The sequence below is a fragment of the Paludibaculum fermentans genome, from assembly GCF_015277775.1.
GTDB lineage: Bacteria > Acidobacteriota > Terriglobia > Bryobacterales > Bryobacteraceae > Paludibaculum > Paludibaculum fermentans.
On sequence record NZ_CP063849.1, the window covers coordinates 919,908 to 942,927 of the forward strand.

The 23,020-nt window shown below is 63.1% G+C and carries 16 protein-coding genes; 5 read left to right on the forward strand and 11 right to left on the reverse strand.

Going from position 1 to position 23,020, the window contains the following annotated elements; genetic code table 11:
• Nucleotides 1–71: 71 nt before the first annotated feature.
• The 4 genes from IRI77_RS03635 (at nucleotide 72) to IRI77_RS03650 (ending at nucleotide 7,662) form a co-directional block, all read left to right on the forward strand.
• Nucleotides 72–638 carry an ECF-type sigma factor gene (locus IRI77_RS03635; RefSeq protein WP_194450723.1) on the forward strand — a complete coding sequence of 189 codons (567 nt, stop codon included), beginning with the start codon at nucleotides 72–74 and terminating at the stop codon, nucleotides 636–638.
• Nucleotides 635–3,382, forward strand: a complete 2,748-nt coding sequence (locus tag IRI77_RS03640; RefSeq protein WP_194450724.1) for a serine/threonine protein kinase — start codon at nucleotides 635–637, stop codon at nucleotides 3,380–3,382. The genes IRI77_RS03635 and IRI77_RS03640 overlap by 4 nt, the downstream gene beginning before the upstream one ends.
• Before the next feature lie 165 nt (nucleotides 3,383–3,547).
• Nucleotides 3,548–6,280, forward strand: coding sequence for a DUF1800 family protein (locus tag IRI77_RS03645; RefSeq protein ID WP_194450725.1), 2,733 nt, complete (start codon nucleotides 3,548–3,550; stop codon nucleotides 6,278–6,280).
• Between the two features lie 20 nt (nucleotides 6,281–6,300).
• Nucleotides 6,301–7,662 (forward strand): DUF1501 domain-containing protein, encoded by a 1,362-nt coding sequence (locus IRI77_RS03650; protein WP_194450726.1) that lies wholly within the window; start codon nucleotides 6,301–6,303, stop codon nucleotides 7,660–7,662.
• Between the two features lie 89 nt (nucleotides 7,663–7,751).
• Here IRI77_RS03650 and ggt read toward each other — a convergent pair whose 3' ends face one another.
• The 4 genes from ggt to IRI77_RS03670 all read right to left on the reverse strand — a co-directional run bounded on the left by ggt (nucleotide 7,752) and on the right by IRI77_RS03670 (nucleotide 11,926).
• Complete coding sequence (gene ggt, locus IRI77_RS03655; protein WP_194450727.1) at nucleotides 7,752–9,383, reverse strand: gamma-glutamyltransferase; 1,632 nt, start codon at nucleotides 9,381–9,383, stop codon at nucleotides 7,752–7,754.
• A 179-nt stretch (nucleotides 9,384–9,562) separates the two neighbouring features.
• Complete coding sequence (locus IRI77_RS03660) at nucleotides 9,563–10,213, reverse strand: HAD family hydrolase (RefSeq protein WP_194450728.1); 651 nt, start codon at nucleotides 10,211–10,213, stop codon at nucleotides 9,563–9,565.
• 129 nt (nucleotides 10,214–10,342) lie between these two features.
• The gene (locus IRI77_RS03665) at nucleotides 10,343–11,086 is read right to left on the reverse strand and encodes a YIP1 family protein (protein ID WP_194450729.1); all 744 of its coding nucleotides are present in this window, start codon (nucleotides 11,084–11,086) and stop codon (nucleotides 10,343–10,345) included.
• A gap of 36 nt (nucleotides 11,087–11,122) precedes the next feature.
• Entirely contained in the window at nucleotides 11,123–11,926 is an 804-nt protein-coding gene (locus IRI77_RS03670; RefSeq protein ID WP_194450730.1) for a DUF3298 and DUF4163 domain-containing protein, read from the reverse strand.
• 125 nt (nucleotides 11,927–12,051) lie between these two features.
• Here IRI77_RS03670 and metH point away from each other — a divergent pair, with 125 nt between their 5' ends.
• Entirely contained in the window at nucleotides 12,052–15,609 is a 3,558-nt protein-coding gene (gene metH / locus IRI77_RS03675; RefSeq protein ID WP_194450731.1) for a methionine synthase, read from the forward strand.
• Here the strand turns inward: metH and IRI77_RS03680 are convergent.
• The 7 genes from IRI77_RS03680 to IRI77_RS03710 form a co-directional block, all read right to left on the reverse strand.
• The gene (locus tag IRI77_RS03680) at nucleotides 15,564–17,030 is read right to left on the reverse strand and encodes an arylsulfatase (protein ID WP_194450732.1); all 1,467 of its coding nucleotides are present in this window, start codon (nucleotides 17,028–17,030) and stop codon (nucleotides 15,564–15,566) included. The genes metH and IRI77_RS03680 overlap by 46 nt on opposite strands.
• Nucleotides 17,031–17,047: 17 nt before the next feature.
• Complete coding sequence (locus tag IRI77_RS03685; protein WP_194450733.1) at nucleotides 17,048–17,746, reverse strand: metal-dependent hydrolase; 699 nt, start codon at nucleotides 17,744–17,746, stop codon at nucleotides 17,048–17,050.
• A gap of 27 nt (nucleotides 17,747–17,773) precedes the next feature.
• Nucleotides 17,774–18,232 carry a YbhB/YbcL family Raf kinase inhibitor-like protein gene (locus IRI77_RS03690; RefSeq protein WP_194450734.1) on the reverse strand — a complete coding sequence of 153 codons (459 nt, stop codon included), beginning with the start codon at nucleotides 18,230–18,232 and terminating at the stop codon, nucleotides 17,774–17,776.
• A 309-nt stretch (nucleotides 18,233–18,541) separates the two neighbouring features.
• Nucleotides 18,542–20,326, reverse strand: coding sequence for a glycoside hydrolase family 3 protein (locus tag IRI77_RS03695; protein ID WP_194450735.1), 1,785 nt, complete (start codon nucleotides 20,324–20,326; stop codon nucleotides 18,542–18,544).
• A gap of 121 nt (nucleotides 20,327–20,447) precedes the next feature.
• On the reverse strand, nucleotides 20,448–20,903 hold the full coding sequence (locus IRI77_RS03700; RefSeq protein ID WP_228486583.1) for a response regulator: 456 nt from the start codon (nucleotides 20,901–20,903) through the stop codon (nucleotides 20,448–20,450).
• A 120-nt stretch (nucleotides 20,904–21,023) separates the two neighbouring features.
• Nucleotides 21,024–22,178 (reverse strand): VWA domain-containing protein, encoded by a 1,155-nt coding sequence (locus IRI77_RS03705; protein WP_194450737.1) that lies wholly within the window; start codon nucleotides 22,176–22,178, stop codon nucleotides 21,024–21,026.
• A gap of 58 nt (nucleotides 22,179–22,236) precedes the next feature.
• Nucleotides 22,237–22,986: a rhomboid family intramembrane serine protease gene (locus IRI77_RS03710; protein WP_194450738.1), complete on the reverse strand. Its 750-nt coding sequence runs from the start codon at nucleotides 22,984–22,986 to the stop codon at nucleotides 22,237–22,239.
• Nucleotides 22,987–23,020 lie beyond the last annotated feature (34 nt).

Consider the following 23,020-nt stretch of genomic DNA (forward strand, 5'->3'; position numbering starts at 1 on the left):
CTGCCCCTGGCCGCGAAGATGATTACCTATACGGCAGGCCTTTGGCCTCCGAATCGGGGAACAACTCGCGGATGCAAGAAGTCAAGACAGCGGAACTCACTCAACTGCTGCACGAATGGCGCGAAGGCGATCAGCAGGCGCTGCACCGTCTGGTGCCGCTCATCTACCCTGAACTGAAGCGCATCGCCCACGCCCACCTGAAACGTGAATTCGGTCACAAGCCGCTGAGCACCACGGAGTTGGTGAGCGAACTCTACCTGCGCCTGGCGACGGGGAATTCTCCGGAATGGGACAGTCGAACCCATTTCTATTCGATTGCCGCCCGGCTGACGCGCCAGATTCTGGTGGACTCCGCGCGCGAGCAGCGGGCCCAGAAGCGGGGCTCCGGTGTGCAACCGGTTTCTTTGGAAGAAGCTAAGGAACTGGCCGGCGGCCGGTCGCCGGACGTTCTGGCCATTCATGAGGCGCTGAGCCAGTTGGCGCAATTCGACGAACGGAAGGCGCAGATCCTGGAGCTGCGGTACTTCGGAGGGCTCGAGGCCGCCCAGATTTCGGCGGTTCTTGATCTGTCCGAGTCGACCATCGCGCGGGAGATCCGGGCCGCTAAGGCCTGGTTGCGCTCTTACCTCGCCCAATGACCGCCGAACGTTGGCGCCGCATCGAACAGCTTTTCCACGAAGCGCTGGAACTGCCGGCCGAGCAACGGGATGCCTGGTTGGACGCGCACTGCGAGGATGCCGGCCTGCGCCAGGAAGTGGTCAGCATGCTGGCCCAGGATGAGAGCGGCGAAACCAATCTGCGGGCGTCGATTGCCGAAGCGGCGGAGTCGGCCGTGGAGCTGGCCGCGGCCGTCGAGCCCGGAATGCGGATCGGCGCTTATCGCGTCGAGCGGCTGCTGGGCCGCGGCGGCATGGGGTCGGTTTACCTGGCTACGCGAGCCGACGACCAATACGAAAAGCGGGTCGCCATCAAGCTGCTGCGGGTCGGAGTCTCGGGCATCGAGGCCCACACGCTGTTCCTGCGGGAGCGGCAGATTCTCGCTCAATTGGACCATCCTTACGTCGCGCGGCTATTGGATGGGGGTACGCTGGAGAACGGCCAGCCCTATCTCGTCCTGGACTACATCGAGGGCCAGCCGCTGCTGGAATGGTGCGAGCAGCGGAAGTCGCCCTTGCGGACCCGTCTGGCCCTCTTCGTAAAGGTCTGTGAAGGCGTGGCTTACGCCCACCAGAACCTGATCGTCCACCGTGACCTGAAGCCCCAGAACATCCTGGTGAATACGGAGGGCGAGCCCAAGCTGCTGGACTTCGGCATCGCCAAGCTGCTCACCACCGATTGGTCGGAACAGACCCAGGTTCCGGCCGGACTGATGACGCCGCAGTACGCCAGTCCGGAGCAGTTGACCGGCGCGCCGATCACCACGGCCACGGACGTTTACTCCCTCGGCGCGATTCTGTACGAACTGGTCTCTGGTGAGCGGCCGTACGAAACCGAAGGGCTTTCGATGACGGAGCTGGTAAGGCGCATCGTCGACCTGCCCGTCCATCCGCCCAAGGGCAAAATCCCGTCGGACCTGAAGAATATCGTCCTGCACTGCCTGGACAAGGAACCCGGCCGCCGCTATGGTTCGGCCGACCAGTTGGCGGCGGATCTGCGGCGATATCTGCGGGGTGATGCGGTGCTGGCGCGCGGCGACTCAGTACTGTACCGGGCCGGCAAGTTTGTCCGGCGCCATTGGGTGGGCGTAGCCGCCTCGGCCGCCATTGTCGGCAGTCTCGCGCTGGTGGCGATCCAGGCCGACCGCAACGCCCGGGAACAGGCCCGCCTGCGCGAGATTTCCGAGAATCGCTTCCAGCAGGTCCGCCAGTTGGCGAACCGCTTTCTGTTCGATTTCCACGACGCCATCCAGTATCTGCCCGGCTCGACGCCCGCCCGCCGGCTGGTCGTCAAAACGGCCCTGGAATACCTGGATGCCCTGGCCGCCAACCATTCCTCCGATCCCAAGTTGTTGAGCGAATTGAGCACCGCCTACGAGCGGGTAGGCGATTCGCAGGGGAACTCGTATGTGCCCAACATAGGCGACATCGACGGAGCGGAGCGCAGCTACCGCCGGGCGATGGAACTCCGGTCGCACCTGCCTGTTGAGACACCCCAGGATCTCCATGATCTTGTCCTGATCCACCTGAAGTTCGGTGATATGTACGACATGCGGGGCAAGACCCAGCAGGCGAGGGGAGAGTACGAGTCCGCCCTGAAGCTGGCCACCGAGACGAAGATGGCTGGCCGGCCGGTCACGGTGGCCAGACTCCGCTGCCATATGCGCCTGGGCGACCTGGATGAGAAGTCGAACCGTGCCGCGGACGCGCTGCACCACTACCAGTCTGGCCGCGACAACATGTTGGCTTTGATTGCGGAAAAACCGGATACGCGCAGCCGCGCCGAACTGAGCCTCGCCTACTACAAGATGGGCCGCATGCTCTCGTTCACGGGCGACATTCCCGCGTCGATGGACGCGAGGCGCAAGGGGATCCAGCAGGCCGCGGCCGCCAGCGCCGAGGATCCATCGAATCAGGTGTATAAGCGTTATGAATTCCTCAACCACCTGGGGCTGAGCGACAATCTCTCGACGCCGCGCGCCGGCAAGCTCCGCAACCTGGATGAAGCCTTCGTTCACATGCAGAAGGCGCGCGTGATCATCGAGGCGGTGGCGGAGGCCGATCCGACCAACCTGCAGGCGCAGGTGGATGTCGGCGTGATCTGGAACTACATCGGCGGCTGGCATGAGGACAAGCTGCAGTGGCCGAAGGCGGTGGAGGCGTTCCGCCATTCCGTGGCCATCACCGACGCCCTGGCGAAGAAGAATCCGGCCAGCCGGCAGTACCGCACGCACAGCGCGAACAACCACAAACGGCTGGGCGCCGCCCTGGCGGAAATTCCCCAATTGGAGCTGAGCCTAAAGGAGATCCGGTGGGCCCTGGAGCAGTATAACGCCCTGGCCGCCGAAGATCCCAAGGACAAAGATCTGCGTGTTTCGCAGTTGGAGGCGTGGCGCGACATCGGCGAAGTCCTGCGGTTGATGGGGCGTCCCCTGGAAGGGATCGAACCCAACCGGACCGCCATCCAGATGTTGAAGGACCTGATTGTGGACGATCCGACCAACAAGAACTGGCCTGATCATTTGTCGCCGATTTATCAGCAATTGGCGAAATGCCACGCCGACGCAATCCCGAAAATTTCCACGCCGGGCGAACAAACCACGCATTGGCGCCTGGCTCTGGAGAACTGGAAATTGGCCGCGTCCTCCGGTGGGCCCGAGGCCACCAGGCCTGAGATCCAAAAGGGCGTGGAGGCGGCCGAATCGGCCTTACAGAAGCTCAGGTAAATTACTGATCTCGTTTAATTTAACCGTAGTTGGCAAAGCGCAAGGCAGGTTTTCGCATACTTAATTGTGAGGATCTCTGAAGCTCTCTCTCTTTGCCTTCTGGCATTCGGGCCCCTGGCCCTTGGACAATCCATTACTGTTTATCCCGGACCCGCGAATATCGCGGTGGGCACCACGCGGACTCTTACCGCTTATGTGCCGCTGTCCCCGGCGACCATAAAATGGTCGATCAACGGAGTCGTGGGCGGCAACAGCACCTACGGCACGATTACCGCGACGGGCGTCTACACCGCACCCGCCGTGCCGCCCGCCGCGAACCTGATCACGGTGGCGGCCACCAGCACCGCCTATCCCGCGATTGTGGGCTCCGCCCAACTGACCATCACGTATGCGCAGCCTTACATCTGGAGCAGCAGCCCCTCGAAATTCGCGGCCGGCCCGGTTTCGCTCACGTTGAACGGTGCGGCCTTCATGCCGGGTACCACAGCCACCATCAACAATCAGCCGATGACGGCGACGTATTTCTCGCCGACCAAGTTGGTGGTCACCGGCAACGTTCCAGTCTCGATGGTAGGCACCGTGCAACTACGCGTCTCCCAACCGGCGCCGGGCGCCGTGACCAGCGATCCCCTGAATCTGACCGTGACGCTCTCCAGTGTGACGGTATCCGTCTCGCCCTCCAGTGCCAGTGTGGGTTTGAATGCTACGCAAACCTTCACCGCGACTGTCGGCGGCACCGCCAATACGGCGGTCACCTGGAGCGCGACGGCGGGCACGATTTCGTCGAGCGGAGTCTACACCGCGCCCTCCTCGCTGCCCAATCCGGCCGTCGCCACCGTAAAGGCGACTAGCGTAGCCGACCCGCTGGTGTCGGCTTCCGCTTCCATCACCCTCACGCAGCCAGTGACCAGTGTGACGGTCTCTCCGTCCTCGGCCAGTGTCCAGACGGGCGCCACGCGGCAGTTCACCGCCACTGTCGCGAACAACGCAAATCAGATGGTCACCTGGACGGTGAACAACATCGCGGGTGGCAACTCGACGGTGGGCACGATCTCGTCCACGGGGCTCTACACTGCTCCCGCCGTGGTCCCCAGCCCCGCCGCGGTCACGGTTAAGGCGTCCAGTGTGGCTGTACCCGCGGCTACGGCGAGTGCGACGGTGACGGTCACCGTACCGGCCACCAGCGTCACGCTGACGCCGTCCAGCGCCAGCGTGCAGTCTGGCACCACGCGCCAGTTCACGGCTGTCGTCAACAACAACGCGAATCAGGCCGTTACGTGGACTGTGAACAATGTGGCGGGCGGCAATGCCACGGTTGGCACGATTTCGACGGCCGGACTCTACACAGCGCCGGCGAACGTGCCGAACCCGTCGGCCGTGACTGTGAAGGCGACCAGTGTTGCCGTGACTACGGCCTCGGCTAGTGCGACGGTGACGATCACAGTGGTCGTGCCTCCGGTGAACCTGACGACGGCGCGGTTCCTGGAGCAGGCCGCCTTCGGACCCTCCGCCGTGGATAGCCAGGCGGTCTCCACGCTCGGCATCAATGCCTGGCTCGCGCAGCAACTGTCGCTGCCGGAGACGACGATTCCGGTCACGGGCGATGTGAATCAGGATCGTTCGCAGTTTTTGTGGCGCATGGTGCATGCCCCCGACCAGTTGCGTCAACGCATGATCAACGCCCTGGCGAAGATCATCGTGCTGTCGACGAACAAGAACATCTACTCCAACGAGATCGCGCCCTACTGGCAGATCCTCAGCCGGAACGCTTTCGGGAACTACCGGCAGCTGCTTTGGGACATCACGGTGAGTCCTCAGATGGGCAAGTACCTGGATCTCGCCAACTCCACCAAACCGGGCGTCGGCGGCGGCGCCAATGAGAACTATCCACGCGAGATCATGCAGTTGTTCAGCATCGGCCTGATGCAACTGAACCTGGATGGCTCGACGAAGCTGGATGGCCAGGGGAATCCGATCCCGACCTACGACCAGGCGACGGTTTCCCAGACCGCCCGGGCCCTGACCGGCTGGACGTATCCCACCGCGCCCGGCGCGCAGCCCCAGGCCACCAACTGGGAGAACTTCTCCGCGGCATCGATGGAGACCCGCGAGCAGAACCACGACACCACAGCCAAGACCTTGGTCGGCGGCTGCGCTATCCCAGCGGGGTTGACCGTCACAGCGGAGACCAACGCGGCGCTGGACTGCATCTTTCAGCATCCGAACGTGGGGCCGTTTGTCGCCACCCGCCTGATCCGGGACATGGTGACGAGCAATCCCAGTCCTGCCTACATCCAACGCGTCGCGCAGGTGTTCAACGACAACGGCGCCGGCGTGCGGGGCGACCTGAAGGCAGTAGTGCTGGCGATCCTGACCGATAGCGAGGCGCGCCAGGACGTGGCCACGCCCACCCAGGGGCGGTTGAAGGATCCGCACTTCCAGTTCGCCGAGTTTGTGCGCAGTTTGAACGGCAGCGTGTCGCAAACCAACACATTCAGCTACATGTTCGTCGACCAGAGCATGAGTCCGCTGGGGCCGCCTTCGGTCTTCGGCTTCTACCCCATGCTCTACCGCATACCCAAGTCGCCGCTGTTCGGGCCGGAGTTCCAGATCTATGGCCCCACGGAATCGCTGGTGCGCGCCAACTTCTTCTTCTTCATCCTCACCGGCCAGATGGGGTCGGAGGTGACCGTCAACCTGACGCCGTTCCAGAACGCCGCCAGCGACATCCCCACGCTGATTGAGACTGTGAACAACACGCTGCTCTATGGGCGCATGCCGCAGTCGATGAAAACGAGCCTGGCGACCGCGATTGCGGCCATGCCGGACAACAACCAGAGGGTGCTCACCGCGCTCTATCTCACCGCCCTCAGCGGGCAGTTTGCCGTGCAGTACTGATGCGAAAAGGAACCAGCGACATGAAAGAAAATACGAAACCCTCACGGCGGAACTTCCTGCGCCTCTCCACCGGCGGCGCCATCTCGGCGGCCGGCCTGGCCCGCTTCGGCCTGATGAACGCCTATGCGCAGCAGGCAACCGACTACAAGGCCCTGGTGTGTGTCTTCCTGTTCGGCGGCAATGACGGACACAACACGGTGGTGCCCCAGGTGTCGTCGGAGTACAACGCCTACAAGTCGATTCGCGGCTCGCTGGCGCTGCCCGGCACGGATGCGAAGCTGCTGGCGGTGACGGCCAAGAACGGCACGCCCTATGCGCTCAGCGACGGACTGGCCGGAGTGCATCCCTTCTGGGGTCAGCAGAAACTGGCGGTGGTGGCCAACGTCGGCAACCTGGTGCAGCCCACCACGCGAACCCAGTACCTGGGGAATGCGGTGCCGCTGCCCTCCAACCTGTTCTCGCACTCGGACCAGGTGCTGCAGATGCAGACCGCCACGCCGAGCGGCTCAGGTGGAACCGGCTGGGCCGGACGGGTGGCGGACTCCGTCACGGCCATGAACGGCGCGGCGACCTTCCCTGTCTCCATCTCCATGTCCGGGCCGCAACTGTTCTGTGCCGGCAATGCGGTGCAATCGGCCAGCTTCATTCCAGGCTTCGATATGGAGCCTTACGGCATGAACATCTGGCCCTCCACGGCAGCGGCTGCCCGGTTGCAGGGCCTGCAGGAGGTGATCAGCATGGATAGTGGCTTGGCCGTGGTCCAGGCCGCCAACAAGGTCCGGCAGGACGCCATGGCTCTCTCGGCGATGTTGAAGAGCGCCTCCAGCACGAGCCCGATCGCTACCGTGTTTCCCGGCACGCAGCTCGGCGACCAGTTGAAGGAAGTCGCCAAGGTCATCAAGTTGCGGACGCAGACCGGCCTGAAGCGGCAGGTGTTCTTCTGCTCCCTGGGCGGGTTCGACACGCATGGCTCGCAGAGCTGGCAGCACTGGGACCTGCTCAAGCAACTCAGCGCGGCGATGAATGCGTTCTACCTCGCGACGCAGGAACTGGGTGTAGCTGACCAGGTGACGACCTTCACCGAGTCGGAGTTCGGGCGTACGCTGCAGCCCAGCGGGCAGGGCAGCGATCACGGCTGGGGCAGCCACCACCTGGTGCTAGGCGGCGCAGTGCAGGGCGGCGACCTGTATGGGCAATTCCCGGTGATGGCGCTGGGTGGTCCGAACGACTCGGGCTCGCGCGGCGCACTGTTGCCCAGCACCTCGCTGGATCAGTACGGCGCCACGCTGGCACGCTGGTTCGGACTCGACGATCCCTCCCTCAATGTGGTCTTCCCCAACCTGAAGAACTTCCAGACGCGCAACCTCGGCTTCCTCGGATAGCAGGGTTCGGGTCCAGGCTCTTTCTCCCACCGGGAGCCGTGGCATCCCCAACGCCGTGAGGAGGGCGGGGTGCCAAGGCTCCCATTTTTTTAGTGGGCCGGCCCGGGAATGGCCGCGCCGTCCGAGCGCGGGTCGGCGGCGGCCTGCTTGACCTTGGTCTTGCTGTTGTAGAGGACCACCGCGCCGCGGCCCATGTTGGTGGAGTAGGCGCCGCGGATCGCAAGCTTGTGCCCCTTGCCCGTGAGCTGCTGCAGGGTGGCCGCCGGGACACGATTCTCGATCTGGACATCGCAGCCGGACGGGCCGTCTTTGGTGAAGCGCGGTGACTCCAGGGCCATTTGAATGTTCATCCCCTCATCGACGAGGTTTGAGACGAACTGCGCGTGGGCGAGCGGCTGGTTGGGGCCACCCATGATGCCGAAGCCGATGTGGATGTCGTCCTTCTCCATGAAAGCGGGAATGATGGTGTGGAATGGGCGCTTGCGCGGAGCCAGTACGTTGGGGTGCTTGGGATCGAGGACGAAGCCGCCCCCGCGATTCTGCAACGGGAAGCCCAGGCCTTCCATCACCACGCCGGAGCCCCAGCCGGAGTAGATGCTCTGGATCCACGACGCGATGTTGCCGTCCTTGTCGACGACGGACAGGTAAGTGGTGTCGCTGCCGAAGGGCTGGCCGGAGACCGCATTGCACTGCGCCTTGGCGGGATCGATGAGCTTGGCCCGTTGCGCGGCATAGGCCTTGTCGAGGAGCCCTTTCACGGGAACCTTGGCGAAGCGCGGATCGGCGTTATAGGCCATCACGTCGGCATAGGAGAGTTTCATCGCTTCGATCTTGGTGTGCCAGTCGTGCCCGAGGATTTCCATAATGTTGAGCATCATCAAGGCGGCCATGCCCTGGCCGTTGGGCGGAAGCTCGTAGACGCGCCAGCCGCGATAGGTGGTGGAGATGGGCTCCACCCACTCGGCGGCGAACTCGGCGAGGTCGGCCTCGGTCATGGTGCCGCCCAGCTTGCGGGAGCCGGCGAGGAGTTTGCGGGCGATCTCGCCCTTGTAGAAGGCGTCGCGGCCCTGCTCGGCGATGAGCGTCAGAGCGGCGCCGAGTTCGGGGTTCTTGAAGATGTCCCCGGCCGCGGGAGCGTGGCCGTTGGGCAGGAAGACGCGGGCTGCTTCGGGTGTGGTCTTCAGCCGGGCGTCCGACCAGACGGCGTGGATGACCTCATGCACTGGATGCCCGTCGCTGGCGTAGCGGATGGCGGCGGGAAACAACTCCTTCCAGGCCAGCTTGCCGAAGCGGCCATGGGCCTTGGACCAACCCTCCACGGCTCCAGGTACGGTGATGGTGTGGATGCCCGCTTTCGGCATCATCGTGATGCCTTTGGAGGCGAGGAAGGCAGGAGAGAGTCCCTGCGGCGCCCAACCCGACGAGTTCAGTCCGTAGAGCTTGCCGGTTTTCGCCTCCCAATAGAGCATGAAGAAATCGCCGCCGATGCCGCACATCATGGGTTCGACTACACCCAGGACGGCATTGGCCGCGATGGCGGCATCCACGGCATTGCCGCCCTTGGCCAGGATCTGGGCGCCCGCCTGCGAGGCCAGCACGTGGCTGGTGGAGACGATGCCGTCCTGGGAATAGACGATGGACCGGGATTGCGCGCGGTCGGCCGCGGTCAGGGGCAGGGAAGCGGAGAGCATGAGGAGAGTGGCGAAGCGCACGAGGTCCATTGAATCACACCCACGGATTCCTGCCGGAGTGCGAAATTGCTGTAGTGAAATCGCCGGGTCGCGGGTCTTTAGAGATGGACCGTCATTGAGCGGAGGAATCGGGTTCGTTTCGCCTGCGCGGGATGACGAAGCGGACCGGATCGACCGGCGCGCGTGTGTGCTCCCTCACGCGCCTGCGGTCAGGCTTTGGCGGTCAGGATGGCGGGGAGCTCCAGCATGGAGTCCATCAGGTAGTCGGGCGGGGTCGCCTTGAGCGAGTCCGGACTGATGCCGTAGGTCACTCCGGCGCAGCGTACGCCGGCATTGCGGGCCGTGAGGATATCCGTCGAGGAGTCGCCGATCATCCAGGTGCCGGAGAGCGGTGCGCCGCACTCCTTGGCCAGGGTGTGAATGCCGATGGGATCCGGCTTCTTCTGTTCGAAACTGTTGCCGCCGTAGACCTGGAAGAAGTACTTGCCGAAGCCCAGGCCGGTGCACATGTCGCGGGAGAAGCGCTCGGGTTTATTGGTGAGGACGGCCATGCGCGAGCCCTGCTGGTAGATCTGCTCCAGCGCTTCGACGACGCCCGGATAGGGGCGCGTGTGGTCGAGCATGTGTTCCCGGTAGTAGCCGAGAAAGTAAGCCAGGGCCTCTTCGACCAGGGCCTCGGAGGCGCCGGGACCCATGGCCCTACGAATGAGTACGGGCGCGCCGTTGCCCACATAGGAGGCCACCAGATCCATGGGGAGTTGCTCCATGCCCATGTACGTGCGGGTGGCGTTCACGGAGTTACACAGATCCTGAACGGAGTCGACGAGCGTCCCGTCCAGATCGAAAATCACCAGTTGCATGCGTCTGCTTCCAGTGTAGCCCGGAGAGGGGGAGCGGCCGGCAGGGAGCTGCCAGCCCTCAGCAGACGCTGTCGATTCCTTCCCGCGCCGGGTCCGCGGCGGAGGACCGCGGAAGGCCGGGCGCTTTCCTCACCCAAACATCGCGGCCCAGGCTGCCTTGGCGAAGACGTACGCGAGCCAAGGCACGATGACGCCGATCAGGGCTTTGCTGAAGGGCATGCGCTTGGCTCCGCATAAGGTCGAGAATCCTACCGCGAGCAGGGCGATCTGCCAGAAAGTGAAGAGGTCGATCGACGATCCCAGGCTATGCAGCCACTTCGCGGTGCCCTCCGGAAGGAACGCGCCGACATTGAATGCCAGGGGATTCTGCATGTCGAAATCCTCCGGCGGCTTCAGGTACAGCACCAGGATGCTGGCGGCCGTGGACACAAGCGCAGGTGGTATGCCCGCATAAGCGTGCAGGTTCAGCACCTGTTTGAATTTCAGCCCGGCGTCCAGCATGAAATTGAACACGAACAGCAGCGCCCCGGCCGCCACCATCATGACGATCAGCAAGCCCACCGGAGGCATGACGCGCACGAAGAACGGCATCATCTTCCGCTGCATATCGAACGCCTGTTGCTTCTGGTCGGCGGTCATTTCCTGCATGCGGGTGTTCGACTCGAAAGCCTTGGTGATCATGCGGTCGTAGCCGATCCGGCTCACCATCAGCGTAGTGAAAGCCGATATCAGGACCGCGATAATCAGCCAGGCCACCCACCAGCGGCCATTGTTGCCGATGTCAGTAAAAACGGCTCCCGGTTCGAAACAGACGCCGGTCAGGCGGCGCATCTCGGAGCTGGGAGGAGGAGGGGCGGAATCCGTGAGTTCCATAAAGCTGCATTCCAGTCTAATCCGAACGCGCGCGATTTAGGAGGCCGGGGGGAGGATGCCGGCTTCTTTCCGGATGAGATCCCGGATCTCTTTCCAGGGCAGCATGATGGTAGTGGGTCCTGCCGCATAAGGAGCGATCTCGTAGGCGTTGTAGTGAATCACGAGGCCGTTTGGAGAAACACCCCAGGTTTTGCTCAGCGCGAATTTGTCATCCGCGAAGGTGAAGCCGGATTCCGAAAGTTTCCTGCCATCCGGGATTGCCCTCTCGACGCGGAAACGCTTCTCCGCCAGGTCGGTCAACTTTTGCAGGGATCCATCGCGCACGATGTCCTTGAGGAACAGATCCTGCCCTTTTGCCGGATCCAGGTTGAGGTAAGTGCGGCGCGATTCCGGATGGGCGCCGCCGCGAAACTCTTCCTCAGTGATCTCGATGCTGAGCATGGTGGCGTTGCTCAACAGGATGTCGGCGGTGCGGCGGATGAAATAGGTGATGGCGCTGTCGTCGAATTCCTTGTGGAAGCGCTCATAGTCCGCGGCGACCTCGGCCGCTTCCGCGTCAAACCCGCGGGGCGCTTCTTTCGGTTGCAGCGCGGCCAGGATCGCCGCGTTGATCTTCGTCTTTACTTCGTCGGAAGAGGCGCTGGCCGCCTCCACCCAGGAAACTCGAAAGGTGACGCAGGCTTCCTCGCGTTTCACCTTGTCCCCACAGCCAGGGACAGACTTGTCGAACTTCTTATGGGCGAACACCAGGGGGCTGGGCGCAGCGGCATCGGGTGCGCGCTTGCAACCGACGGCCGGTAGGTAGAGCAGGATGAGTACGGCGAAACAAAGTTTCCACATGAAAGGTTCAATCTCCACCTTCGAAAGGCGGATGCACTCCTGATTGTAGAAGTTGCCAGGGCAATCTGGAAGCGCCTCATGCCGGGTGGTTTCAACCACATGCGATAGAATGGAGTCATCCCCGAATGAATAACTGGCAAGACCGCCAACAGGCTCTATTAGACGCCCTCGCCACCCGCATCCTCGTACTCGATGGGGCGATGGGCACTATGATCCAACAACGCAATCCCACGATGGAGGATTGGGGCGGCTCGAAGTTTGAAAACTGCTCGGAAAACATCCTGTTCACTCATCCGGAGTGGATCAAAGATGTCCATCGTGCGTATTACACCGCCGGCTCCGATATCGTCGAGACCAACTCGTTTGGCGGCCACCTCATCACCCTGGCCGAGTTTGGGATCGAAGATAAGTGCCTGGAAGTGAACACGCTGGCCGCTCGCCTGGCGCGCGAGGCCGCTGCCGAATTTGATCAGCCGGGCCGTCCGCGCTTCGTCGCCGGATCCATTGGACCCACGACGCGCGCCATCTCCGTCTCGGGTGGAGTCACCTTCCAGCAACTGCGCGACGGGTACTACCTGCAGTCCAAGGGCCTGGTGGAGGGCGGCGCGGACATGCTGCTGGTGGAGACCTGCAACGACACCCGCACCATCAAGGCCGCCCTGCTGGCCATCGACCAGCTTTCGAAGGAACTGGGCCGCCGGATCCCGGTCGTCGTTTCCGGCACCATCGAGCCGATGGGCACTATGCTCGCCGGGCAGACCGCCGACGCGTTCTATACCTCCATTGCCCATGCCGACCTGCTCGCCGTTGGCCTGAACTGCGCCACTGGCCCGGAGTTCATGACGGATCACATCCGCACCATTCATGAACTCTCGAAGACGCGCGTGTCCTGCTACCCCAATGCCGGCCTGCCCAACGAAGATGGCCGGTACGACACCACGCCCACGTCGCTGGCCAGCCAGCTGGAGAAGTTCGTCGATCACGGCTGGCTGAACATCATCGGAGGCTGCTGCGGCACCACGCCGGAGCACATCCAGGCCATCTCACAGATGGTCCAGACGAAACAGCCCCGGGGGCCTGCACAGCCCACGCATCGCGCTTATTTCTCGGGTGTCGAGATGGTTGAGGCCGACGACTCCAACCGCCCGCTCATCGTGGGCGAGCGCACCAACGTCATCGGCAGCCGGCTGTTCAAGAACCTGGTGGCGGCCGAGCAGTGGGAAGAGGCGACGGACATCGCGCGCCGGCAAGTCCGCAACGGCGCCCACATCATCGACGTCTGCCTGCAGTCGTCGGACCGTGAAGAGATCACCGACATCCCGGCGTTCTACGACAAGCTGATCCGCAAGATCAAGGCGCCGATCATGATCGACACCACTGACCCCAAGGCGGTGGAGCTGTCGCTCACCTACTGCCAGGGCAAGTCGATCATCAACTCCATCAACCTGGAGGACGGCGAAGAGAAGTTCGAGCGCATCTGCCCCATCGCGAAGGCGTACGGCGCGGCGCTGGTGGTCGGCACCATCGACGAGGATCCGGTAGAGGCCCAGGCCTTCCGACGCGAGCGCAAACTGGCCGTTGCCCAGCGCAGCGTCGACCTGCTGACGACGAAGTACGGCATCCCGCCGGAAGACATCATCATCGATCCGCTCGTGTTTCCCTGCGCCACCGGCGATGAGAACTACATCGGCGGAGCGGTGGAGACCATCGAGGGCCTGCGGCTGATCAAGGAAAAGATCCCGTACGTCAAGACCGTGCTGGGCGTCTCCAATGTCTCGTTCGGCCTGCCCGGATCGGCTCGTGAGATCGTCAACTCGGTATTCCTGTATTACGCGACCAAGGCCGGGCTCGACCTCGCCATCGTGAATGCGGAGAAGCTGGAGCGCTTCGCTTCGATCCCGGTGGAAGAGCGGCGGCTGGCGGAGGCCCTGCTGTTCAACACGCCGCCTGCTTCGATGCCCGGCGTCTCGGAAGACTGGCGCGAGCAGTCGCGCGAAGAGAAGATCGCCGTCAACCAGCACAACATCGCCGTCATCAGCGAGCACTTCCGCGGAGCCCAGGCGCGCGTGAAGAAAGTGGCGGCCGAGCTTCCGCTGGACGAACGGCTCGGCAACTACATCATCGAAGGCACGAAGGACGGCCTCGTTGAAGATCTCGAGCGCAAACGCGGCGAGGGCATGGCGCCGCTGGACATTATCAACGGGCCCCTGATGGCCGGCATGGCCGAGGTGGGCCGCCTCTTCAACAACAATGAGTTGATTGTCGCTGAGGTGCTGCAATCGGCCGAGGCGATGAAGACCGCGGTCAGCCATCTCGAACAGTACATGGAGAAGGCCGACACGGCGGCGCGCGGCAAGATCGTGCTGGCCACCGTGAAGGGCGACGTCCACGATATCGGCAAGAACCTGGTCGAGATCATCCTCTCGAACAACGGCTACACCGTGGTGAACCTCGGCATCAAGGTGCCGCCGGAAGAATTGATCAAGGCGTTCAAACAGCACCAGCCGGATGCCATCGGCCTCTCCGGCCTGCTCGTAAAATCGGCGCAGCAGATGGTGATCACCGGTGAGGATCTCAAGAACGCCGGGGTCAACGTGCCCCTGCTGGTGGGCGGAGCCGCGCTGAGCGAGCGCTACACCACAGGCAAGATCGGACCGGCCTACTCCGCTCCGACGTTTTATGCCAAGGACGCCATGACCGGCCTGCGGCTCATGAACGAGATCATGGATCCGGTGACGCGCGACGCGTCGCTGACCACGCATACGTTCACCATACCCATCGCGCTGCCCACGGCCGCGGCCGCTGTCGAGCCGAAGTTTGCGTTGGGCACGGAGCGTTCGCCCAAGGTTCGTACGGACATCGCCATCCCGCCGGCGCCTTACCTCGACCGCAAAGTGCGCGACGTGCCGCAGCTTTCAGAGGTCTGGTCGTACATCAACCCGTTCATGCTTTACGGCCGCCATCTCGGCTACAAGGGCAACTTCGAGAAGGCGCTGCACGAACGCGAGGAGAAGGCGCTCGCGCTCTTCCACGACCTGGAGGAAGTCAAGCAGTACGCCCTCGGCTTCATGAAGATCCGCGCCGTGTGGCGCTTCTTCGAGGCCGAACGCGCGGGCAACGACATCCAGCTGTTTGAACCCGGAGCCACACAGCCGCTGCACGCATTCCATTTCGCACGGCAGAACAAGCCCGCCGGCCTGTGTCTGAGCGATTACATTCTGGATCCCGACGAGAACGGCCGCCGCGACCACCTGGCGATGTTCGTCGTCACTGCCGGGGCCGGCGTGCGGGAACATTCCGAGGCTGCCAAGGCGAGGGGCGAGTTCTTCATGGCGCACGGACTTCAGGCCCTGGCCATCGAGACAGCCGAGGCCACGGCTGAGTGGCTCCACCGGCGCCTGCGTGAAGACTGGGGTGCGCCGGATCCTCCGACGCTCACCATGCACGAGCGCTTCACGTCGCGCTATCGGGGCAAGCGCTACAGCTTCGGCTATCCGGCTTGCCCGAACCTCGACGACCAGCAGGAGCTCTTCCGACTGCTGCAGCCCGAGGAGATCGGTGTCCAGTTGACCGAGGGCATGATGATGGAACCCGAGGCGTCGGTCAGCGCGATCGTCTTCCATCACCCCGATTGCGCCTACTTCTCGGCCGCGGCGGTCGATGAAGAGGCTGTAGCCGGGTAGTTCGGCGAATACAGCATACTGGCGGGGCGGGGCACCAGTTTGCCGCCCCGCACCCACTTTTCGCCGCGCGGCTCCAAATGTGCCGTCATGCGGCCGCGCCACAACTGCAATGCTTCCGCGTCAGAGGACTCCCGCAGTTCCTGCGGATCGTTCACCAGGTCGAACAACTGCTCACGGCCGTCGAAGGCATGGTAGATGTACTTCCATCGCCCGTCGGTCAGCGCCGTCCAGTGATTCGTTTTGTCGTAGCAGACGTCGTGCTCCAGGTCGATCCAGGGCCGTTTCGCCTGCAGCATGTTCTGGCCATCGCAGGCTGCGGGCACGGGTACACCGCCGGCGGTGAGTAAGGTCGGCAACACATCGCGGATCTCCACCGGTACATCGCTCAGCGTGCCCTTGTCGGCGCCCGGACCGCGCGCAATCATCGGAATCCGCGCCGACGCCTGGTAGGCGTACGACTTCCGCCACAGGTAGTGATCGCCGGTCATGTCGCCGTGATCGCTTAGATAGACGATCAGGGTCTCGTCGAGCCAGCCGCGCTTGCGCAGCGCTTCAGTCACCCGGCCGAGTTGCTCGTCCATGAACGAAACCGACCCGGAGTAGCCGATTCTCGCCCGCCGTGTCAGCGCCCGGCCCACATCGCCGTGCCAGATGTCGTCGCGCTGAGAATTGCGAGGCTTGTTCCCGGCCGCCCACTGCCCAGCCACGGCTTCGGGCAGGCGTGCCTCGGTGTAGCGGTCCCAATGGCGCTGCGGCGGGTCGTAGGGGCTGTGCGGCCTCGCAAAGCTGACTTTCAAAAAGAACGGCTGCGGCCTCTGGTACGACTCCAGGAACCGCACGGCGCAGTCGGCGGTCCAGGTTGTCGGATGCAGGCGCTCCGGCAGCACGTACGGCTTGGCCGTGTTGTCGTTCCAGCCGATGCCCGTGGCGTCGGGACTGAGATTCGGAGCCTCGGACGCAAACCAGGCGCGGTAGTCGCTCTGGAAGTCCGGTGATTCCACGCGTCCGCTTTCGTCCAGCAGCGTCTGGTGAAACCCATGCAGATTGCGCTGCGGCGCCCAATGCATCTTGCCGATGCCGGTTGTGTAGTAGCCGGCCTCGCGCAGGACACGCGGACCTTCCACCGGATACTTGCGTGCCACTTCACCATAGCCGAGCATGCCGTGCCGCCACGGCGACATTCCGGTCAACAGACCGGCGCGGGCCGGCGTGCATGTCGGCGTGGATGAGTACGCGTGCCTGAATCGGACCCCGTCGCGGGCCAGCGCATCCAGATTGGGCGTGCCCACCGCCGCGTTGCCGTCGCAGCCCATCCAATCGGCACGATGCTGATCGCTCATCAACAGCAGCAGGTTGGGTTTGGAGCGGGATAGCCCCTGCAGAAACGCAGGCGCGGTGAGCAGGGTCCGGCGCGAGAGCATTTCTCTACTCTAGCCCGTCACCACTCGACGGCCACGCCGATTTCCAGCGGCCAGATTTCGGCGTCCACGTGCCCTTGGATCAGCTCAGCCAAATCCGCCGGCCGTCCAATCAACGGAGGGAACGTCCCGAAATGCATCGGGATCACTTTCTTTGCCTTGACCAGCCGGCACGCCACGGCCGCTTCTTTGGGACCCATGGTGAACAGGTCGCCAATGGGCAGGAAGGCGAGCTCCGGCTCATAGATCTCCGCGATCAGCGCCATGTCTGAAAACACGGCCGTGTCGCCGGCGAAGTAGATCCGCCGCCCATCGGGCAACGTCACGACGAAACCGGCCGCGTCGCCGCCATAGAGAATCCGGCCCTCGTCGCTGATGCCGCAGGAGTGCACGGCATGCGTCATGGTCACCCGCAGCGGCCCGGCTTCCTGTGACCCGCCTTTGTTCATGCCGCAGGCGTTCTCCACGCCCTTCGACTCCAGCCAGTGGCAGATTTCGTAGTTCGAAATCACCTTTGGCTTGTGTTTCCGGGCCAGCGGCACAGCATCGGCGATATGGTCGAAATGCCCGTGCGTGACGAGCATCGTGTCGATCTTCTCGAACTCAAAGCCTGCGGGGAACGAGGGATTTCCCCCCACCCAGGGATCGATGACGATGAGCTCGCCGCTATCCAGCTTCCATTGAAACGTGCCATGCCCAAGCCACGTGATTTCGATCATGGGGACTATTTTAGTGAAACTCGCGGCTCACTGCCGCTCGTACTTCACCGTCGTCCAGACTTCCGCCAGGTCGTGCCCGCGTAGCGCTTTGTCGAGTTGGGCGCGGCCGGAATCCACGTGCAGCATCAGGCGGCCCGTGTCCAGCGCATAGAGCTTGAACTGGTAGCGGTGCGGACCATGCCCCACCGGCGGCATCGGCCCGCCATAGCCTTCCTTGCCGAAATCGTTCACCCCGCTGGTGCCCAGGCTGCCCGGCAGAAAACCCTCCGGCAAGCCGTGCAGCGCTCCCGGAATGTCCCAGAGCAGCCAGTGAGTCCAGGTCCCGGCGGGAGCATCCGGATCGTCGACGATCATCGCAAAGCTCCTGGTGCCGGGCGGCGCGTCTTCCCACTCAATGGCTGGGGCAATGTCATCGCCTTCGCCGGTGTGACGCTTAGGCATCGTTCCGCCTTCATCGCAGGCGAGAACTCGAACTCGGAACGCCATACTTACCTCCTGTGGCGATCGCTTGAGCCGTCCCATTTCCAACCAGATCCAACCCTGGCCAGCTCCGGAATGGTCACCGGCAGCCGGCGGATCACATGGCGTGCCGCCAGCCGGCCCCGGTGCAACAGCGAGTGCCCGCAGCCAGCCAGCGTCACAGTATCACGACGGACTCCCGCTGTCACCCGGGGCTTGCGGCGGGGCCTGCAGATGCCATTCTCACTGAGCGGCACTTGCCTCGCAGCTCCTAGTTCGACTCGTCCTGAAATCAGCGGCGCCTGGCTTGCGCGTCACTAAATCCGCAGCCGGACTTCACCTCGTGCGTTCCAGCTTCAGCCCGAAACCGTACTCCGCCAGGCCAGGTATCGTCACCGGCAGCTTGCCGTTCACTTCCAGTTCGCCCGCCAGCGCCTTGACCACCGCGGTCTCCGCGGGCGCCACCGTTGTGTAGGTCGCCAGGTAGGCCGGTACATTCGGATAGGTCCTGAGCAGATAGGGATTCCCGAACGCCACGAAGACCACCGGCCTGCTGCCGGCCAGTAGCTTCTCCACGAATCCGGGATAGTTGCCGGCCAGTGCGACGTTGCCGCGATAGGCGTTGGCCGTGACATACGCCTCCACCACCACCGTGTCACACGACGCCGCGGCCTGCGCCAAATGATCGAACTCCTCCTGCGGCAACTGGGGATCCAGGAGCTGCACTTTCGCGCCGCGCAGGCCCGCGCGCAACTGGTCCGCCAGATCGCGGCCCTGCGTCGAAAAACGGCCGGCAGCCAATATGTAGTGGCAACTCGCGCCCGGATTCCGCAGAGGCAGCAGGCCGCCTTCATTCTTCACCAGCGTGAGAGCCTTCTCCGCCACGCGTTGCGCGATCTCTTCGTCTTCCGGAGAATCGATCGCGTCGCTCAGCGTCTCCACATCCACCAGCTTCTTCTTGTTCAGGCCCACGTGCACTTTGGCATTCAGGATCTTCAGCACCGAGGCATCGATCCGCTTCTGCGTTAGCCGCCCGCTCTTCACCGCGGCCAGGATGGCCCGCACGCTCTCCTGGGCATTGGCCGGCACCAGCAGTAGATCCGCTCCTGCTTCCAGTGCGCGCACGGCCGACTCGCCCGCCGGGAACTGGCTCGTCAATCCCTGCATGTTCATGGCATCTGTCACGGCGATGCCTTTGAAGCCCAGTTCCTCCCGCAGCAAGCCGGTGAGGATGTTCTTCGACACAGTGGCCGGCAGCTTTTCCGGCTCATACGCGGGCACATGCAGGTGGGCGCTCATCACTCCATCCACGCCGGCTTCGATTGCCGCCTTGAAGGGAACCAGCTCCACCTGCTCCATGCGTTCCTTCGAGGCAGTGACGACACCCAGCCCCATGTGCGTATCAGTGACCGTGTCTCCGTGGCCCGGAAAGTGCTTCACCGTCGTCAGGACATGGTTCTTTGGGTCGCTCTTCGCCCCTTCCAGGAAGGCCTTCACATGCGCCGCCACCACCTGAGGATTCTCACTGAATGAGCGCGTGTTGATCACCGGATTGTCTGGATTGTTGTTCACATCCGCATCCGGAGCGAACACCCATTGCACACCCATCGCACGCGCCTCCCGCGCCGTCGCCTTGCCCAATTGGAAGGTCGCCTCCAGATCGTTGGCCGCGCCATAGGCCATCTGGTGCGGGAACTGCGTCGTCGAGGTCATCCGCATCGAAGCGCCACGCTCGAAATCCCCGCCCACAATGAGCGGAGTCTTCGCCAGCTTCTGCATGCGGTTGAGGAAGGCGGCCATCTGGTACGGATCGGCCTTCTGCACAATCCCGTTCTGTACCCGGTTGAGAACAATCAGGCCACCCACCTTGAGATCGCGCACGGCTGCCGCATATTGCTTATAAGCGCGCGACTTGGCATTGGGGGCGTCACCGTAGAAGTGGATCATCAACAACTGCGCGGCGCGCTCCGCCGGAGTCATCGACTTCAACCAATGCTGGGCAACTCCTGTACTCGGCAGGGCTGCTGGTTTGGGGGGCGCAGGCTTCTTCTTCACCGCCGCTCCCGATGCGGAAATCCCGCTCAGCAGAAGGGCGGCCATGGCGGCAACACTCAGGCGCATTAGCTCCAGCCTAGCATCGGGAACCTGCCGGCTATGCGCCGGACAGCTTCGAGTGATGGGAGAACGCGCTCGTGGGCCGATCAGAAAGGGAAAGAAAGGGAACCGGGTACTGCTAGTGCGTTCAACTGCCGGCTTTGCGTGTCCGCACCCGCAAGGCAGGCCGCTCTTCCGTCATCGGCTTGCGCGGAATCTTCAGCAGGCGGTTGGCCGCGCGGATGAGGTGCTGCACTTCATTCGCGCTCTTCATGATCACGACGTTCGCACCCGTGTTCTTCTCGGTCAGCCCCAGCGCATCGACAAATCCGGAGATCAACACCACCGGGGTCTGGGGTTTTTCCGCGCGCAATTGCACGATGAGCTCCACCCCATTTGTCTCCGGCATCTTGTAGTCCGTGACCACCAGGTCGTAAGTGCCGCTCCGAAACATTTCCAGCGCTTTCCGTGCGTCGGGAGCCCCATCCGTGGCATAGCCCAGTTCCTGCAGGACCGTACTTCGAGCCATCAATCCGGCGCGATTGTCATCCACCAGGAGGATCCGTGCCGAGGGCACTAAACTTGACTTGGAACGAGCTGCCATTACGAGAAACCTTGCCGAAGGTAGCAAAGCGGAATTGCGAGTGTCAACGAACTTGTATCGCACTCATCCGGTGCGAGATCCAATGCTTGACTTCAGAGGAGTGCTGTGGTGAGTGGACGGCTACTCCACTTCGCGCGGAGCCTGGTACCCGGTTTTGGCGACCACCGTGTACTTCATCGGCTTGCCCTTCTCGTCAGTGACCTTCAACGGCGCGTCCGTCCGCGGGTCCACGAGATCAACCTTGATCTTTCTGTACTTGCCATCGCGCGCCGTATTCGTCGGCTGGTAGGACAGCGAGTAAGTGTTGCGCAGCGCTTCGGAGATCTGGCGGAAGATGCCGCCGTATTCGCCAAAGAAACGGGGGAACCAGGATTGTCCGCCAGTCTCTTTCGAGAACGTCCGCAGTTGGTTGTCGGCCTGCAGGAAGTCGAGCCGCTGAATCGGGCCCATGTAGCCGTGTGAATCCAGATACTCACGCATCGCCTGCAGCGTGCCCAGGGCGTAGATCGGCACACTGGCCGTCTGCAGCCGCCGCCTCGTCACATCAAACGTGATCTTCGAAAACGTATCCATGCCGCTACCGATGTAGAGGATCGCCTTGCGGCCCTCGATGTCGCTCATGCGGTCGGCCACACTCGTCAGTGCATCGTACAGGTTCGATTCCGAGAACGCCGGGATCCGCAACCGAGCCATGGCTTCGTAGGTGTCCTGCCGGTTGGTGGAGAAGTCGCTGAGGATCTCTGAGCGCATGTCGAACGCTACCACCGCCACCGTGTCCTCGGGCTTCAGGGTCTGCAGGAAGCCGTAGCAGGCGGTCAGGGTCTCCTGCCAGCCGTAAGACCAGTACTGTTGGTACAGATTGCTGAACTCGATCACCATGGCCAAAGTGATGGGCGACTCGCCGGTGGTAAAGCCCGAAACCTTCTGCGGCACCCCGTCTTCCAGGACGCGGAAGTTGCCGGCGGGAATCCCCGGAATGAACCGGCCGCGGTTGTCCAGCACCGCCACATCCACACTGACCGTCAAGGTGTCACTGCGGAACGTGGGCTGGCCGGCTTCGGCCTTCTCGCCCGGTTTCTTCTGCAGTTTGGAGGGGATCTTCTCGCTTTGCGTCTCCGGCGGTTTCTCGGCGGCCGTATCGTCCGAGGCTTTCTTGCGGGGGCGCGACACTGTGTCGCCCGATTCTTTCTTCGGGCCGGTTTGGGCGGGCAGCAGGCCGCACATCGCGACAGCCGCGGCTACCAGTGTGGGTCCCAGGAATCGGCGCAGTTTCATAACACTCCCCTTCTCATGCCTATAAGACGTACAACCCGGACTAGCCGGTTGCGACGCGCTATTGAATCCAGTCACCTGGTCCGCCGCGCTTGTCCTGCGTCGACGAGCCATGGCGCTTTAGATAGACCTGGAACTTCTTCTTGGCCCGCCGCAGCTTCCAATCCTTGTAGCGCTGTTGAAGATCGCCCCGCCAGTCCGTCCGGATCTTCGCCTTGTGTCCGAGGTTGAATCGCAGCCAGATATAGCCGAACACCAGTCCACCCAGGTGGGCAAAGTGGCTCACTGCTCCGCCGCTGTCGCCCAGCGAACTCAGAAACACGATGGCGCCGATAATGATCACCATCCAGCGTGCCTCAATCGGGAACAGCCCGAAGAAATAGGTGGTCACCTTGGGGAACAGGATGCCGAAGGCCATCAGGGTGCCGTAGATTGCACCCGACGCCCCAATCGTGCGCGTGTCGAGGGATCCGAAGAAAAGATTGAGGACCACCACGCAGATGCCCGCGCCGACGCCGCAGAAGAAGTAGAACTGCAGGAATCGCCGGGTGCCCCAGATGCTCTCCAGCGGAGTGCCAAACATCCACAGCGACAACATGTTCATCAGGATGTGCCCGAAGCCCAGCGGGCTGTGCAGGAACATGTAAGTGAACAGTTGCCAGATGGCAAAGCTGCTCAACACCGAGCGGGGCACCAGGCCCAGCAACAGGAAAAAGTCGCCCAGCACCGTGCGCGCGCTCAGGAAATACACCACGAACAGAACGCTGTTGACGATGAGCAACCACTTGACGCCTGTCGTCATGTGGTTCATGGGAGGGGGGCCGTATCCACGGTCACGAACAGAA